At 66.5% G+C, this 15,803-nt stretch carries 16 protein-coding genes; 9 read left to right on the plus strand and 7 right to left on the minus strand.

Annotation, left to right across the window (positions count from 1 at the left end; genetic code table 11):
• Nucleotides 1-7 precede the first annotated feature (7 nt).
• On the plus strand, nt 8-496 hold the full coding sequence (locus IPP91_14710; protein ID MBL0143316.1) for a DUF456 family protein: 489 nt from the start codon (nt 8-10) through the stop codon (nt 494-496).
• A gap of 10 nt (nt 497-506) precedes the next feature.
• Here IPP91_14710 and IPP91_14715 read toward each other — a convergent pair whose 3' ends face one another.
• A complete protein-coding gene (locus tag IPP91_14715; protein ID MBL0143317.1) occupies nt 507-1,787 on the minus strand; it encodes a protein kinase in 1,281 nt (426 codons plus the stop codon).
• Between the two features lie 132 nt (nt 1,788-1,919).
• A complete protein-coding gene (locus IPP91_14720; protein MBL0143318.1) occupies nt 1,920-3,587 on the minus strand; it encodes a formate--tetrahydrofolate ligase in 1,668 nt (555 codons plus the stop codon).
• A gap of 166 nt (nt 3,588-3,753) precedes the next feature.
• Here IPP91_14720 and IPP91_14725 point away from each other — a divergent pair, with 166 nt between their 5' ends.
• Nucleotides 3,754-4,251, plus strand: coding sequence for a nuclear transport factor 2 family protein (locus IPP91_14725; GenBank protein ID MBL0143319.1), 498 nt, complete (start codon nt 3,754-3,756; stop codon nt 4,249-4,251).
• A gap of 12 nt (nt 4,252-4,263) precedes the next feature.
• Here IPP91_14725 and IPP91_14730 read toward each other — a convergent pair whose 3' ends face one another.
• Together IPP91_14730 and IPP91_14735 are read right to left on the minus strand one after the other, a co-directional pair.
• The gene (locus IPP91_14730) at nt 4,264-5,136 is read right to left on the minus strand and encodes an EamA family transporter (protein ID MBL0143320.1); all 873 of its coding nucleotides are present in this window, start codon (nt 5,134-5,136) and stop codon (nt 4,264-4,266) included.
• 13 nt (nt 5,137-5,149) lie between these two features.
• Nucleotides 5,150-7,387 (minus strand): S9 family peptidase, encoded by a 2,238-nt coding sequence (locus IPP91_14735; protein MBL0143321.1) that lies wholly within the window; start codon nt 7,385-7,387, stop codon nt 5,150-5,152.
• Between the two features lie 117 nt (nt 7,388-7,504).
• On the opposite strand from IPP91_14735, the gene IPP91_14740 reads away from it, so the two are divergent.
• From IPP91_14740 to IPP91_14765, 6 genes are all read left to right on the plus strand, one after another.
• Nucleotides 7,505-7,996 carry a GAF domain-containing protein gene (locus IPP91_14740; GenBank protein MBL0143322.1) on the plus strand — a complete coding sequence of 164 codons (492 nt, stop codon included), beginning with the start codon at nt 7,505-7,507 and terminating at the stop codon, nt 7,994-7,996.
• A 52-nt stretch (nt 7,997-8,048) separates the two neighbouring features.
• The gene (locus IPP91_14745) at nt 8,049-9,266 is read left to right on the plus strand and encodes a DNA-directed DNA polymerase (GenBank protein ID MBL0143323.1); all 1,218 of its coding nucleotides are present in this window, start codon (nt 8,049-8,051) and stop codon (nt 9,264-9,266) included.
• The gene (locus IPP91_14750) at nt 9,263-10,057 is read left to right on the plus strand and encodes an SDR family oxidoreductase (protein MBL0143324.1); all 795 of its coding nucleotides are present in this window, start codon (nt 9,263-9,265) and stop codon (nt 10,055-10,057) included. The genes IPP91_14745 and IPP91_14750 overlap by 4 nt, the downstream gene beginning before the upstream one ends.
• 115 nt (nt 10,058-10,172) lie before the next feature.
• Nucleotides 10,173-10,811, plus strand: a complete 639-nt coding sequence (locus tag IPP91_14755) for a LysE family transporter (protein ID MBL0143325.1) — start codon at nt 10,173-10,175, stop codon at nt 10,809-10,811.
• Between the two features lie 38 nt (nt 10,812-10,849).
• The gene (locus tag IPP91_14760; protein MBL0143326.1) at nt 10,850-11,356 is read left to right on the plus strand and encodes a peroxiredoxin; all 507 of its coding nucleotides are present in this window, start codon (nt 10,850-10,852) and stop codon (nt 11,354-11,356) included.
• A 69-nt stretch (nt 11,357-11,425) separates the two neighbouring features.
• On the plus strand, nt 11,426-12,238 hold the full coding sequence (locus IPP91_14765) for a mechanosensitive ion channel family protein (GenBank protein MBL0143327.1): 813 nt from the start codon (nt 11,426-11,428) through the stop codon (nt 12,236-12,238).
• Nucleotides 12,239-12,288: 50 nt separating this feature from the next.
• On the opposite strand, the gene IPP91_14770 is transcribed toward IPP91_14765, so the two are convergent.
• Together IPP91_14770 and IPP91_14775 are read right to left on the minus strand one after the other, a co-directional pair.
• Nucleotides 12,289-13,413: a hypothetical protein gene (locus IPP91_14770; GenBank protein ID MBL0143328.1), complete on the minus strand. Its 1,125-nt coding sequence runs from the start codon at nt 13,411-13,413 to the stop codon at nt 12,289-12,291.
• A gap of 3 nt (nt 13,414-13,416) precedes the next feature.
• Nucleotides 13,417-14,535: an SPFH domain-containing protein gene (locus IPP91_14775; protein MBL0143329.1), complete on the minus strand. Its 1,119-nt coding sequence runs from the start codon at nt 14,533-14,535 to the stop codon at nt 13,417-13,419.
• 109 nt (nt 14,536-14,644) lie between these two features.
• Between IPP91_14775 and IPP91_14780 the strand changes: the two genes are divergently transcribed.
• On the plus strand, nt 14,645-15,445 hold the full coding sequence (locus tag IPP91_14780) for an MOSC N-terminal beta barrel domain-containing protein (protein MBL0143330.1): 801 nt from the start codon (nt 14,645-14,647) through the stop codon (nt 15,443-15,445).
• Here IPP91_14780 and IPP91_14785 read toward each other — a convergent pair.
• Complete coding sequence (locus IPP91_14785; GenBank protein MBL0143331.1) at nt 15,442-15,786, minus strand: DUF423 domain-containing protein; 345 nt, start codon at nt 15,784-15,786, stop codon at nt 15,442-15,444. The genes IPP91_14780 and IPP91_14785 overlap by 4 nt on opposite strands.
• Between the last annotated feature and the right edge of the window lie 17 nt (nt 15,787-15,803).

A 15,803-nucleotide genomic window follows, 5' to 3' on the forward strand; every position in this document is an offset into this window, starting at 1 on the left:
ATGGGGCATGGATCCCCTCTTTTTCCACGTCATCGCCGCCATTCTGGTCATCGTCGGGCTGGCCGGGACCGTCATGCCCATCCTGCCCGGCATCGCGTTCGTTTTCGGCGGCCTGCTGCTGTCCGCCTGGGCCGACGGCTTCCAGCGCGTCGGCACCGTGACCCTCGCGATCCTGGGGATCCTCACTGCCCTCGCGGTTCTCGCAGACTTCGCGGCATCAGCGTTTGGCGCGAAGAAGATGGGCGCCAGTCCCCGGGCCGTGATGGGGGCGACGGTCGGAGCCGTCGTGGGGATTTTCTTCGGACTGCCCGGGTTGGTGCTGGGGCCGTTCGTCGGGGCGGTGGTCGGAGAGCTTTCAGCCAACCGGCAGTTGCTGCACGCCGGCAGGGCCGGGCTGGGCACCTGGCTCGGACTGCTGCTGGGCTCCATCGCCAAGCTCACCCTCGCCTTCCTGATGGTGGGGGTCTTCGCGACCTCGTGGCTGCTTGCGGGCTAGGCCCGAAACCTCAGGACATCACCGCGAGTTGCTCGTTCGCCGCCTCGAGCCGGGCCACGAGGGTATCGAGGAAGCGTTCGTCGAAAAGCCGGCGGCACGAAAGCGAGGAGGCACGCAGATCCTCCGCTCGAATCTTCACGACGATGCAGTCGGAGGTCGCCGTCACGGTCGCCGAGCGGTGCGGCGCGTCCTTGTGCGCCAGGTAGGACATTTCGCCAAAGCAGTCGCCCGCCGTCAGCACGCTCAGGGTGCGCTTGCCGCGCGTCACGCGGACATAGCCTCCGGCCAGGATGAAGAACGAATCGCCGTGGTCGCCCTCCTTGATGAGGACGGTGTTGGGCGGGAACTTGCGCCACTTGGAAATGCGCAGCACCTCCCACAGCTCGTTCTCCGGGAATTCCTTGAAGAACGGGAGGTTGCGGCAGAGGCTGAAGCGCTCGGTATCGGACTGGTCGCGCTCGCCCGCCTGGTGCAGCTTCTTCCACACCTCCGCCAGGGCCTGCCCGAACTCTTCCCACGTCGGGTAGCGGTTGACGGGATCCTTGGCCATGGCCTTCATGACTATCGCGTCGAGTTCCATCGGGAGCCCCTGGCGATGGACGCTGGGTGCGTCAGGCTCGGTGTTCACGATCTGGTAGATGACGCTCATCGTGTTGGCGCCCGAGAACGGCAGGCGCCCCGCGAGCAGGTAGTACATCACCACGCCGAGCGCGTAGATGTCGGTCACGGCGGACGCCTGCGCGGCACCCGTGATCAGCTCCGGCGCCATGTAGGCGGGCGAGCCCACGTTCGTGATGACCGTGCGGTCCGAGACGGTGTTGATCGACGCGCCGAAGTCGGCGATCTTGATGTCCGTGCCGTCGACGTGCAGGATGTTGCCCGGCTTGAGGTCGCGGTGCGTGAGGCCCAGCCGCTGCGCGAAGGCGAGCGCGCGCACGCACTTGAAGATGATCTCCGCGACCTCTGCGGCCTCGAGCAGGGAGGTCGGCTCGCAGAACTTCTCTAGCGTGCCGCCCTCGACGAATTCCATCACGATGTAGCAGAACTCGTCTTCCACGACCGCGTCGTAGATGTGGACGATGTGCGGGTGGTTGAGCTTGCCGGCGAGCGCGGCCTCGTTGAGGAACATTTTCTTGTAGAACGCGCCGTCCTCGGTGTTCTTAAGCGCCTCGGGAAAGGCCACCTTGATGGCAACCTGCTTGTTGCCGAACGGATCCGTGGCGAGGTAGACCTTGCCGGACGCGCCCTTGCCCAGTTCGCGGACTACCTGATACTTCCCGATGGAATCCATGACCCCGATTATAGGGAAAAAGAGGGCGGGGGCCCTTGCCGGCCGGGATCGCGATCAAAAAATGGCTGCGGAACGGGGCAGGATCGCGTCCGGGGAACCGGCCCCGGCCCCTGTTCCGGGACGCGAGGCGCCCTAGAAGAGTCCCACGATCCTGCCGTCGTCGCCCACGTCGATCGAGCACGCCGACGGCACTTTGGGCAGGCCGGGCATCGTCATGATGTCGCCACAGACCATCACGACGAACTCGGCGCCCGCGGCCAGGCGCACCTCGCGAACATTCACGACGTGCCCCGACGGTGCGCCGCGCAGCTGCGGATCCGTCGAGAAGGAATACTGCGTCTTCGCCACGCACACCGGGTACTGCCCATAGCCAGACTCCTGCAAACGCTTGATCTGCGCGCGCACCTTGGAGTCTGCCGTGATGTCGGCGGCCCCGTAGATCTTCGTGGCGATCGCCTTCATCTTGTCCCAGAGCGGCATGGCTGCCTCGTACACGTACTTGAAGTCGTTGGGCTGCTCGCAAATCCTCACGACCTCGCGCGCGACGTCCACCGCGCCCTTGCCGCCTTCGGCCCAATGGCGCGCCAGCACCACCTTGGCCCCATGGTGGGCAAGCTTGTCCATGAGGAGCTTGACTTCCGCGTCCGTGTCCTCGGTGCGATGGTTGATCGCCACCACGCACGGCAAGCCGAAGTTGTTGCGGATGTTGTTCACGTGCCGCTCGATGTTGGTGATGCCCTTCTCGAGCGCGGCGAGGTTGGGCTTGCCCAGCTCCTTCACGTCGATCCCGCCGTGGTACTTGAGCGCGCGGATCGTGGCCACCAGCACCACCGCCGAGGGCCTCAGGCCCGCCTTGCGACACTTGATGTCGATGAACTTCTCGGCGCCCAGGTCCGCGCCGAATCCCGCTTCCGTCACCACGTAGTCGCCGAGCTTGAGTGCCGTCTGCGTGGCGAGCACCGAATTGCAGCCGTGCGCGATGTTGGCGAACGGCCCGCCGTGGATGAACGCGGGCGAATGCTCGAGCGTCTGCACGAGGTTGGGGGCGAGCGCGTTCTTCAGGAGCGCGGCCATGGCGCCGTGGGTCTTCAGCTCCCGGGCAAGGATCGGCTTCAGGTCCCGGGTGTAGCCGCACACGATGTTGCCCAGGCGCTCCTTCAGGTCCTTTACCGAGGTGGACAGGCAGAAGATCGCCATCACCTCGGAGGCGACCACGATGTCGAAGCCATCCTCCCGCGGGAATCCGTTGGCGGGGCCGCCCAAAGCGATGGTGATCTGGCGCAGGGCCCGGTCGTTCATGTCCATCACGCGCTTCCACGCGATGCGGCGCACGTCGAAGCCCAGCTCGTTGCCGTGGTTGATGTGGTTGTCGATCATCGCGGCCAGCAGGTTGTTCGCCAGCGCGATGGCATTGAAGTCGCCGGTGAAGTGCAGGTTGATGTCCTCCATCGGGACCACCTGGGCATAGCCGCCGCCTGCCGCGCCCCCCTTCATGCCGAACACGGGGCCCAGCGAGGGTTCGCGCAGGCAAATGACCGCCTTCTTGCCGATGTGGTTGAGCGCGTCCCCCAGGCCCACCGTGGTGGTGGTCTTTCCCTCACCCGCCGGGGTGGGGCTGATGGCCGTGACGAGGATCAGCTTGCCGTCGGGCTTTCCCTTGAGCGTCTCGATGTAGTCGAGCGAGATCTTGGCCTTGGTGCGGCCGAAGGGCTCGATCGCCTCCTCGGGGATGCCGAGCTTGGCGGCGATCTCGCCGATGGGCTTCATCTTCGCTTTCTGGGCGATCTCGATATCGGACAGCATGGGTTTCTCCTCGTTGGATGGACGGGGAAAGGTCTTGGGGACGGTTCTGCGGATCCGTCCCCAAGACCTTTCCCCGTTGGTTGCCCGGAGTATAGGAACGCCGCAAAATGCGGAGCCTTGACTCGGGTCAAGGCTTGACCACCGTCAAGGGAGTCCAGGGGCCATGCATCCGCACGAAACGCTGATCCGGGAGTTCTACGCCGCCTTCGCCCGCCGCGACGCCGAGGCCATGGCGCGCTGCTACCACGACGAGGTGTTCTTCTCCGACCCCGCCTTCCCGAAGCTGCAGGGCGAGGAGGCGCGCGACATGTGGCGGATGCTGGTCTCCCGCGCCGCCGACCTCGAGATCGTGCTGGAGGAATCGTCCGGCGATGCCGAGGGCGGGCGGGCACGCTGGACCGCGCGCTACACCTTCACGAAGACCGGGCGAAGGGTCGTGAATCACGTCGAGGCCCTATTCGCCTTCCGCGACGGGAGGATCGTCCGCCACTACGACCGGTTCTCCTTCTGGCAATGGTCCTCGCAGGCGCTGGGGCCGCTCGGCCGGGTCCTGGGCTGGTCTGCCCCCCTGAAATGGATGGTGCGCAGGCAGGCCACGCAACAGCTCGAGCGATTTCGCGAAAAGCGGGGGGCGGCGTCGATTTCGGGGCATCGCCCCTGATCCTTGGCCCCTTCAGGCCGGGCGGCGCAGGATGGTCACGTTGCCCGCCACCGAGATCGCCACGCCGGCGAGCGCAAGCACCTCCCACCGGTAGCCCTCGAAAATCGAAGAGACGACGAGCGCCACGATCGGCACCATCACGCCGACATAGCCGGCGCGCGCAGCGCCCACGCTTCCCAGCAGGTGCAGGAAACCGGAGAACGCGAGGATCGAGCCGAAGACGGCGAGGTAGGCGAGCGAGAGCACGTACGCGGGCGTCCACAGGAAGTCGAACGTCCGCCCGAGCGCCAGGGCCATCGCGAACGTTGCAGCCGACCCGTAGAGCATGCCCCAGGCCATGGTCTGCCAGATGGGCAGTCCCGCCGACTGGTTGCGATGCGCGGCCATGCTGCCGAGCGCGGAGATGACCACCGACGCCGCGGCGAACAGGATCCCGAGCCTCACGTCGCCTCCTTCCCCCAGCTTCGCGAATTCCGGCCAGAACACGAGCACGATGCCGGCGAGGCCGAGCGCCCCGCCCAGGGCCACGCGCCGCGACATCGGATTGCCGAAGAGCGCGCGCATGAGCAGGAGGTTCAGCAGAGGGCTCGCGGAATAGCCCACGGCGACGATCCCCGAGACGATGTGCTCTTCCGCGTAATACACGAAAACGTAGCTCACGCTGAACATGAGCACGCCCTGAAGCGCGATCCACGCGTGCTGGCGCGGGGAGAAACGCAGCGGCAGCCGGCGCGCCGCGCAGTAGCCGAAGAGCAGCAACGAGGCAAGCAGGAAGCGGTAGGCGACGCTCGCCTCGGCGGCCACGACTCCGAGCTGGTAGGTGATCGCGAGCCAGGTCGAGCCCCAGATCGCCACGCAGGCGGCGAATAGCCGGAAATTGCTCATCGCGGAAAGGCGATCACCTCGCCAGCCCGACCTGGTCGAGGACAAAGGAGTAAGTGAAGGCAATGTCCTTGAGCGCATCGTAACGGCCCGACGCCCCGCCGTGGCCGGCCTCGAGGATGGTCTTCAGCAGCAACACCTGCGAATCCGTCTTCAGCTCCCGCAGCTTCGCCACGTACTTGGCCGCCTCCCAATAGGGAACCTGGCTGTCGTTGAGGGAGGCCTCCACCAGCATCGCCGGATAGGCCTTGCGCTCGAGGTTGTCGTAAGGCGAGTACTTGCGGATGACCTGGTAGTCCGCCTCCTTGTTCGGGTTTCCCCACTCGATGTATTCCTGGGTCGTGAGCGGCAGGGTCGCGTCCTGCATCGTGTTGAGCACGTCCACGAACGGCACCTCGCTCACCACCGCCTTGAAGAGATCCGGCCGCAGGTTGGCCACGGCCCCCATCAGCAGTCCGCCGGCGCTCCCGCCCTGGATCACCAGTTGCTCCGGCGACGTCCAGCCCCCGGCAACCAGGTGCTCCGCCGCCGCGATGAAGTCGGTGAAGGTGTTCATCTTCTTCGCAAGCTTCCCGTCGTCGTACCAGAGCCTTCCCCGGTCCCCGCCGCCCCGGACGTGCGCGATGGCGAAGACCATGCCGCGATCGAGCAGCGAGAGCCGCGAGGAGCGGAAGTTCACGTCCATGGGGTGGCCATAGGACCCGTAGCCGTAGAGCAGCAGCGGCTGCGGTCCCGCCCTGCGCAGCGACTTCCGGTACACGAGCGACACGGGAACCTTCGTGCCGTCGCGGGCCGTCGCCATGAGCATCTCGCTCGCATAGTCGCCGGGCTCGTAGCCGCCCAGCACCGGCTGTTGCTTGAGGAGCTTCCTCTCGCGCAGCGTCACGTCGTAGTCGAACGTGGTGCGCGGCGTGACATAGCTCGTGTAGACGAAGCGGAAGGTCCCCGTGTCGAACTGCGCGTTCGTGCCGGCCCCCGTCGCATAGACGGTCTCGGGCATGCCGATGTAGTGGTGTTCGCCGCTCGCGAAATCGGTGAGGCGCAGCTTCAGGACCCCGTCATCGCGCTCCTTCGCAACCCAGAAATCCCTGAAGAGATCGACGTCCTCCAGCATCACCTGCCTGCGGTGCGGCAGGACCTGCTTCCAGTTCCTCTGCGCCGGATCCGCCAGCGGCGCGCGCACGAGGCGAAAATTCTTCCCCTTGTCGTTGGTCCGGATCCAGAACTCCGTGCCGTGATGATCCACGTAGTACTCGTGGCCGACCCTGCGCTTCGCGACGACGCGAAGCGGCGCCTCGGGCTGGATCGCCGGCAGCACGCGAACTTCCGACGTGTCCTTCGAGGAGGACGTCGCCACGATCCACTGCTCGCTTCGGGTGGCGCCCACGTTCAGGTTGAAAAGTTCGTCCTTCTCCTGCCATACGAGCGTGTCCTTCGCGCCGCCGAGCCTGTGGCGAAAGAGCCGGTCCGGGCGCTTGGCCGCGTTCTGCTGCACGTAGAGGAGCGTGGCGCTGTCCCCGGCCCAGGTCAGGTCGTCCACCCGTTCGAGCCGATCGGGGAGGAGGGCGCCCGTGCGCAGGTCCTTCACGAAGACCGTGTACTCGCGGTAGCCGGTGAAGTCGGCGCCATACGCGAGGTAGCGGCCGTCCGGGCTCACCTCCCAGAAATCGACGCCGGTGTACGCCTTGCCCTTCGCGAGCCCGTTCACGTCGAGCATCACTTCCTCGGGCGACTCCATCGAGCCCTTGCGTCGGCAGTAGAGGGGGTACTGAAGGCCCTCGACCTCGCGCGTGTAGTACCACCACCCGTGGCGCAGGTACGGGACGCTCTCGTCGGTTTCCTTGATGCGCGCGAGCATCTCCTTGTAGAGCGTGTCGCGAAATCCCTCCAGGGGCTTCATCACGGACACGGTGTAGGCGTTCTCGACCTCGCGCGTGTAGTACCACCACCCGTGGCGCAGGTACGGGACGCTCTCGTCGGTTTCCTTGATGCGCGCGAGCATCTCCTTGTAGAGCGTGTCGCGAAATCCCTCCAGGGGCTTCATCACGGACACGGTGTAGGCGTTCTCGGCCTCGAGGTGGCCGATGACCTCGGGATTCGCCTTCTCGCGCAGCCAGAAGTAATTGTCCACGCGCAAGTCGCCGAACTTCGTCATGGCCACGGGGATCTTCTTCGCGACGGGGGGCGGCGGGAGTTCTGCGGCGGGAACGGCTGGGGAGAGGACCATGGCGAGGAGGAATGCAGTGGCTTTCATGGCGATCCGAGGAACGCAAGCCTCGGGGGCAGGGGAGCGCGGATTATAGCGGGGCGGCCCCGGGGCCGATCCCCGCCGCGGCGGTGGTAACCTTGCGGCGTCTCCCGGATCGATTCCATGCTCGCCGTCAGCCCCCCTCCTTCCCTCGTGCCCAAGACCGACCTCTACGCGCAGCTCCTTGAGCAGGCAAAGTCCCTCCTCCAGGGCGAGCGGGACGCGACCGCCAACGCGGCCAATCTCGCCGCCCTCCTCTTCCACGCGCTGCCGGATCTCAACTGGGCCGGGTTCTACTGGATGAAGGACGGCGGGCTCGTGCTCGGCCCCTTCCAGGGCAAGCCCGCCTGCGTGCGCATCGCACTGGGCAAGGGGGTGTGCGGAACGGCCGCCGCCTCGCGACGAACTCTCGTCGTCCCCGACGTCCACGCGTTCCCCGGCCACATCGCCTGCGACAGCGCGTCGCGAAGCGAGGTGGTGGTGCCGGTGGTGAGCGCCGGCCGTGTGGCGGGCGTGCTGGATCTCGACAGCCCGATTCTTTCGCGCTTCGATGAAGTCGATGCGAGGGGCCTGGAGGCCGTCGTCACCGCCTTCTCCGGGGCCACCGACCTGTAACCCTGGTGCCAGGCACGCGTGCCTGGCACGCGAACCGGGCACCGATCCTCCTGTGACGCTGCGCTCGCTCCTTGTCGACTTCAACTCCTACTTCGCCTCCGTGGAGCAGCAGGTGGAACCGCGTCTGCGCGGGCGGCCGGTGGGGGTGGTCCCGATGATGGCGGACACCACCGTCTGCATCGCCGCGAGCGTGGAGGCCAAGACCTTCGGCGTGAAGACCGGCACGAAGGTGCGGGATGCGAAGAAGCTGTGCCCCGGCATCGAATTCGTGCTGGCGCGCCACGAGGTGTACATCGACTTTCATCACCGCGCCGTGGCCACGGTGGATACCGTCGTCCCCGTGCGCGAGGTGCTGTCCATCGACGAAATGGACTGCGAGCTCACCGGCCGCTGGTGCGAGCCCGCACGCGCGCTGGACCTGGCGCACAAGGTGAAGGAGGCCCTGCACGAGCGCGTGGGCGTTTGCCTGCGCACCTCCATCGGCATCGGCCCCAACACTTTCATCGCGAAGACGGCCTCCGACATGATGAAGCCCGACGGGCTGGTGCTGATCGAGAAGCGCGAGCTTCCGCAAAGGCTCTTCGCCCTTCAGCTGCGCGACCTCTCCGGCATCGGCAGCCAGATGGAGAAGCGCCTCATCGGCCACGGCATCCGCAACGTCGAGGAACTCTGCGGCCGTACGCGCGAGGAACTGCGCGCGGTCTGGGGCGGCGTCGGCGGCGACGTGATGCACGATCGCCTGCGGGGAGAGGTCGCCGCGGCCCGCGATGGCGCCACGCGATCGATCTCCCATTCGAGCGTCCTGGCGCCGGACAAGCGCAATGCCGTCGATGCCCACGCGATCCTCGACCGTCTCGTGCAGAAGGCAGCGGTGCGGCTGCGCAAGTCGGGGCACTACGCCTCGAGGCTTTCCATCGGGATCAAGTACCTCGACGGCTCCCGTTGGGACGCGGACATGCGACTCGTGGACACGCAGGACACCGTCACTTTCCTGCATACCCTGGAAAGACTGTGGACCGGACGGCCGAACGGCAGGCGCACCATCCTGCAGGTCGGCATGGCCTTTTCCGATCTGGTGACGCAGGCCGGGCACACCGGCTCGCTCTTCGCCTCCGAATCGAAATCGAAGAGCCTGTACGAGACCCTGGACAGGCTGAACGCACGGTTCGGCAGGCAGGCGGTGTACTTCGCCTCTGCACACAAGGCGCGCGACCGGGGCGGGATGCACATCGCGTTCAACCACATACCGGATCCGGAGACGGAAAAATGAAGGGCAGCGTGGTCATCATCACGGGCGCCTCGAAGGGAATCGGCGCGGAGCTGGCAAGGCAGATGGCGGGGCGGGGCGCGATGCTCGTCCTGGTCGCACGCGACCGGGAGGCACTGGTAAAGGTGGCATCCGAGTGCGTGGCGCTGGGTGCGATGGCCGAGGTGATCGTCGCCGATGTCGCGATCGAGGACGATTGCCGCAGGATGGTGGAGCGCGCGGTCGCGGTCTTCGGGCGTATCGACACGCTGGTGAACAACGCCGGGGCGACGATGTGGGCGCGCTTCGACGAGATCGACGACATGTCGATCCTCGCCCGCATCATGCAGGTGAACTACATGGGCGCCGTGTACTGCACGCACCACGCCCTGCCGCACCTGAAGGCGTCACGGGGACGCCTGGTCGGGATCTCCAGTCTCGCCGGGCGCACGGGCGTGCCCACCCGTTCGGGTTACGCGGCCAGCAAGCACGCCATGACGGGCTTCTTCGACACGCTGCGCATCGAGCTTGCCGGCTCCGGCGTGAGCGTCACGATGATCTATCCCGGCTTCGTCTCCACCGGCATTCGCGAAAACGCCTCGGGACCCGATGGCAAGCCCATCCGGGTGAGCCCGGTAAAGGAAGGCGAAGTCATGGGTGTGGAGGAGTGCGCGCGGATCACCCTCGAGGCGATCAAGGCAAGGAAGCGGGAAGTCGTCATGACGGCCCGCGGAAAGCTCGGGCTCTTTCTCAAGCTCCTGGCGCCGGGACTCGTCGATCGCATCGCCAGGCGCGCCATCGAGACGGGACGCTGAGCCGCAGCTTTCCGAACGGGTCCCGGGCAGCGGCCGGCCTGAACGAGGTGGTTGCGCAGGTTACAATGAGTCGCATTCGCCAGCTTTCCCGGCCGATCTGCTTCCCCGCCTGCCCATGGACTTTTCCGTCTGGATCACCTACCTCGCCGCCACGCTCATCCTGTCCGTATCGCCCGGGCCGGGGGTGTTCTCGAGCCTGGCTGCGGGGCTCAACCACGGCTTTCGGCGCGGGATGTGGAATGCGGTGGGCATGCAGGTGGCCAACTTCGCCCTGATGGGCTTCGTGTCGGTGGGCCTCGGGGCGATCCTCCTCGCTTCGGAATCGCTCTTCACCGTCGTGAAGTGGGGCGGCGTCGCCTACCTGGTGTGGCTGGGCATCGCCACGTGGCGCTCGGCACCCCACCGCTTCGATGCGCGGGCCGACGCCCCGCAGGGCAAGGATTCCCGCGAGGTCTTCCTGAAGGGCTTCCTGGTGAACATCAGCAACCCCAAGGGGATCATCTTCTACGCTGCCGTGCTGCCGCAATTCATCGACGTGGCGCGCCCGCAACTCCAGCAGTACGCGATCCTCGGGCTCACGACCCTCGTCGTGGACCTCGTGGTGATGGCAGGCTACATCGGGCTCGCGGCACGCGTGCTCGCCGTGATGAAGGACCCTTCGCACCTGCGCTGGGTGAACCGCATCCTCGGCGGCGCGTTCGTGGCGGCCGGCCTCGCACTGGCCGCCTTCCGCCGGTCCCACGCTGCCGCCTGATTCATCCGCACCCCCCAACAACGAGAGGAGCATCGAACATGACCATCAAAGTCGGCGACCGCCTGCCCGGTGGCACGGTCCAGGAATTCATCGAAGTCGAGGGCAATGGCTGCTCCCTCGGCCCCAACACGTTCAAGGTCGAGGACCTGGTGAAGGGCAGGAAGATCGCGATCTTCGGCCTGCCGGGCGCCTTCACCCCCACCTGCTCGGCCAAGCACGTGCCCAGCTACCTCAACAATTTCGATGCCCTCAAGGCCAGGGGCGTGGACGAGATCTGGTGCTTCGCGGTGAACGACCCGTTCGTCATGGGCGCCTGGTCGCGTGACCAGAAGGCTGGCGGCAAGATCCGTTTCCTGGCCGACGGCAGCGCCGCCTACACCAGGCAGCTCGGCCTCGAGCTCGACCTCAACGCGCGCGGCATGGGCATGCGCTGCCAGCGCTTCTCGATGCTGGTGGACGATGGCGTCGTGAAGTCGCTGAATGTCGAGGCGCCCGGCAAGTTCGAGGTCTCCGACGGCGACACGATGCTGAAGCAGGCCGGCTGATCCTGCCGGCGCGAACCACGGGGGCCGCAAGGCCCCCTTTCTATTGGTACGACAACAGGGAACACGAGCATGGACATCCAGTCGTTTTACGAATCGGCGAAACCCGCGCTGCTTGCAATAGGTTTCAAGGTCGTTGGCGCTACCGTCATCTACATCGCCGGGCGGTTGCTCATCGGCATCGCCGGCGGCCTGATCCAGAAGGCGCTGGAGCGCCAGAAGGTGGAGCCCACGGTCATCCGCTATATCGGCAACACGATTGCGGTGGCACTCAATGTCCTGCTGGTGATCGGCATCCTCGGTTACTTCGGTGTGGAGACCACCTCGTTCGCGGCATTGATCGCCGCGCTGGGCATCGCGATCGGCGCCGCCTGGTCGGGACTGCTCGCCAACTTCGCGGCGGGCGCCTTCATCCTGGTGCTGCGGCCTTTCAAGGTGGGCGACTACGTCCTGGCCGGCGACGTGGAGGGCACGGTGCGCGCCGTGGGCCTCTTCACAACGGCGATCGACACGCCCGACAACGTCCAGACCTTCGTCGGGAACGCGAAGGTCATGGGCGGCACGATCAATAATTTCTCCAACAATCCGCACCGCCGGGTGGAGCTCACCGCACAGCTCAACCACTCGGTCGATCCCCATGATGCGATCCGGCGCCGGAAGGAGGCGCTCCCCCGCATCGCGAACGTGGTCGCCGACCCCCCGCCCAGCGTCGAGATCCTCGCCTTCAACGAGCGCGGCCCGGTGCTCGCGGTGCGCCCGTTCGTCCACACCGACCACTACTGGCAGGTCTTTTTCGACACCAACAAGGCGATCCGCGACACGTTCGGCGCGGCGGGCTACCCTGTGCCCGAGGCGCACCTGACCGTACGGCAGAAGGCCGCCTGAGGCGAATTGGTCGGGGAAGAGAGGAAAAGGGGTCGGCCCCTTCCCCCCTTTTACCCTCGCCCCCCCGCGACCAGGATCACGAAGAGCACCACGAGGATCCCCAGGACGAGGAAGGCGATCTTCCACCACGACTTCGGGCTCTCCCCGGAGACTTCCCCGGTCTGACCGTTGATGAGGAAGCGGTAGGCCTTGTCTCGGTAGCGGTAGGCGGAGATCCAGACCGGCAGCAGCACGTGCTTGAACTTGACGTCGCTGTAGCGCGTGGACACCGAGTGGATTCGCTGCTGGTCGCCCCCGATGTCACCGCAGATGAGGCTACGCACCGCCTCGTCGATGGACACTTTCGCGATCGGGAAGCCGTCCCTGAGGGTCACCTGGTAGGCCTCGGCCTGGAAGCCGCTCACGAACTCCGGCTGGTAGGGCACCAGCCCCTTCAGGTTGAAGCGCATGACCGAGCCGGTGATGCCGGCCGGAAGCGTATTGGACGCCATCACGAGCACGTCGTCGTGGAAGCGCTCCACGTGCCCCGAGGCCGGCGTCCATCGCGTGTGTTTCACGCGGCGGCTCTCCGTGACCGTCTCGCCGGAGGAGTTCCGGCTGGTGAAGGTATCCGTCGTGTAGTAGTCGTCTCCCCGCTCGCCAACGTAGTCGCTGGCCGTGTTGCAGTCGTAGGTCCAGTAGGGAAGGTACATGCCGGCCAGGCCCGCGTCGCTCTGCGCGTATTTCTTCAGGTCGCCCGGGGATAGCCAGAGGCTCCTCACCCAGCGGCGAAAACTGTCGGCCGCGCGCGCCCTGTTCACCTGGAAAGGCACGATCGCCTTGGGCTTGATGCGCCGGCTGGCGTAACTCTTCGAGACGATGGCGGCGCCGCAGAAGGTGCAGGTTCCCGCGAACAGGCTCCCGCCCATCGACTGCTCCGCGCCGCACTTGTCGCACTTCACCTGCTCGACTTCCTGCACCTCCATCTTGCCCTCGAGCGCCCTGAGGTAGGTCTCGAAGTCGAGCTCCTCGATACGCGCGTCGTTCTCCGCGATCTCGTTCGCGGTGCCGCAGAACTCGCACTTGAGTTCCCGCGTCCCAGGCGAGAACGAGAGCTTTGCCCCGCACCCGGTGCAGGGAAACGTCTTGACGAACGCGTTCTCGGGGCGGGTCGGTTGGAGTTCCGACTGTTCCATCGACTACGCGGACGGCGGCACGGGCGGGGGAACGCTGGCGAAAAGCGCGGCGAGCTCGGGCACCTCGCCCGCCTTGGTCCACTGCGCCATGCCCGCCTTCCACACGAGGGACGCGCGCGTGAGCTGGCCGCCGGCCGCCTGTTGCTGGAGGGCCGTCAGCTCGAAGGGGCCGGCCTGCTGGCCACCGACCGCGACGTGGAACGCGACCGCGCCTGGAATCGGCGGCGGAACCGCTAAACCGGCGGCGGCGGTGCCTGCGCCCATGGCCCCTCCCATCGCATTCACCATCTGCGCACCCATCGCGATGCCCGCGCCGAGGCCCACGCCCGCGCCAGCCGCACCGCCGGGATTGTTGGCCGCATCGCGGATCGCGGAGGCCGTCTCGTACTGCGTGTAGGCCTGCAGGTTGCCGATGGCGGCCATGGCGCCGCGCTTGTCGATGGCCTTCTCGACCTCCTCCGGCAGGCCGATGTCCTGCACCTGGACTTCCACCAGCTCGAATCCCAATTGCTCGAACTCGGGAGAAAGGCGGTCGCGAAGGCGAGTGCCCAGCTCCGTGACCTTGGCCTCGAGCTCCACGATGGGAATACCCAGCTCCGGCATCACCTCCTTGATGCGAAGCCCGATCTTGCCGCGCAGGTTCTCCTGGATCTCGTCGGTGGTGAAGCGGTTGTCGGTGCCGACCAGGTCCTTCACGAAGGTGCCGGCATCCTTCACGCGGATCGCGTAGATGCCGAAGGCGGTCGCGCGAACGACGCCGAAATCCTTGTCGCGCATCGTCGCCGGGCCCGGCGTGCCCCACTTGAGGTTGGTGAACTTGCGCGTGGAGCAGAAGTACACCTCCGCCTTGAAGGGGCTGTTGAAGCCGAACTTCCAGCCCTTGAGGGTGGCGAGGATCGGCAGGTTCTGCGTGGTCAGCTCGTGCGTGCCGGGCGTGAACACGTCGGCGAGCTTTCCCTCGTTGATGAAGACGGCCACCTGGCCCTCGCGAACCACGAGCTTCGCGCCGTACTTGATCTCGTTCTGGTAGCGCTCGAAGCGGTAAGCGAGCGTGTTGTTCGAATCGTCGAGCCATTCGACGATATCGACCAGTTCGCCCATCAACTTGTCCCACAGTGCCATGGTGTCCCCCTTCAGGAAGCCCCGTCGCTCCCGCGCACGCGGGGACGAGGATGAAATTCGAGAGTGTAAAGTACCCTTGATCCCCCCTCAATTCAATCCTGCCTCCCCCATGACCGTCGCCATCTCCCAGCTGAACATCTATCCCGTCAAGTCCCTCAAGGGCATCGCTGTCGATTCCGCGGCAGTCACCGACCGCGGCCTGGCGCACGACCGGCGCTTCATGGTGGTCGATCCTGCGGGCGGGTTCCTCACGCAACGCGACTATCCGCGCATGGCCACGGTGTGGACCGAGATCGCCGGCGACGAGCTTCGCCTTGCCGCACCGGACGCAGCCGAGGTGGCGATCCCGCTCGAGCCCGTGGAGGGCGAATCGATGCGCGTGGAAGTCTGGGACAGCGCCTGCCTTGCCATCGCGCCTTCTCCCGAAGCTGACCGCTGGCTCACCGATTGCCTCGGCAGGCCCTGCCGCCTGGTGTACATGCCGGATTCCACGCACCGCCTCTCGAACCCTCGCCACGCCGGCAACGACAAGCAAGTCGGGTTCGCGGACGGTTACGCGTTCCTCATCGTCACCGAGGCTTCGCTTGCGGACCTCAACGCACGCCTGGCGCACCCCGTGCCGCTGGATCGCTTTCGCGCCAACATCGTCGTGCGGGGCGCGCTGCCATTCGCCGAGGATGGCTGGGGAGGGTTCGCGGCGGGAACGGCCGTGCTCCGGATGGCCAAGCCCTGCGGGCGCTGCCGCGTCACGACCACCGACCAGTCCACCGGAGAGGTGACGGGTCCGGAGCCGCTGGCCACGCTGGCGGGCTACCGGAACAGTCCCGACTACGGCGCGCGTTTCGGCATGAACGCCGTGACGGTGCGTACCGGTGCGGTCCGCCTGGGAGATGCGGTGGTGCCGTCCTAGCCGCGATTGCCGAAGAGTGCGTGGATAGCGAGGAAGATCCAGCCGGCAATGAACGAGGCGCCCCCGAGAGGCGCGAGCGGACCCGCCGAGACGGCCGTGAACGCAAGCCAGTAGAGGGACCCGCAGAAAAGCGCCACGCCCAGCAGGAACGCTGCGCCCGACAAGGCCAGCCACCGCGACTGTCCGAAACCCGCCAGGACGCCGATCAGCACGATCCCGACACCGTGCACCAGCTGGTAGAGCACCGCCGTCTGCAGGAGTCGTGCAGCGTCCGGATGCGGGGCGCGACCCGCGGCATGGGAGGCGATCGCGCCGAGGGCCACGCCCGCGGCAAGGACCAAGGCCCCCGCCGCGATGG

This window comes from Betaproteobacteria bacterium (assembly GCA_016720855.1).
Classification (GTDB): domain Bacteria; phylum Pseudomonadota; class Gammaproteobacteria; order Burkholderiales; family Usitatibacteraceae; genus FEB-7.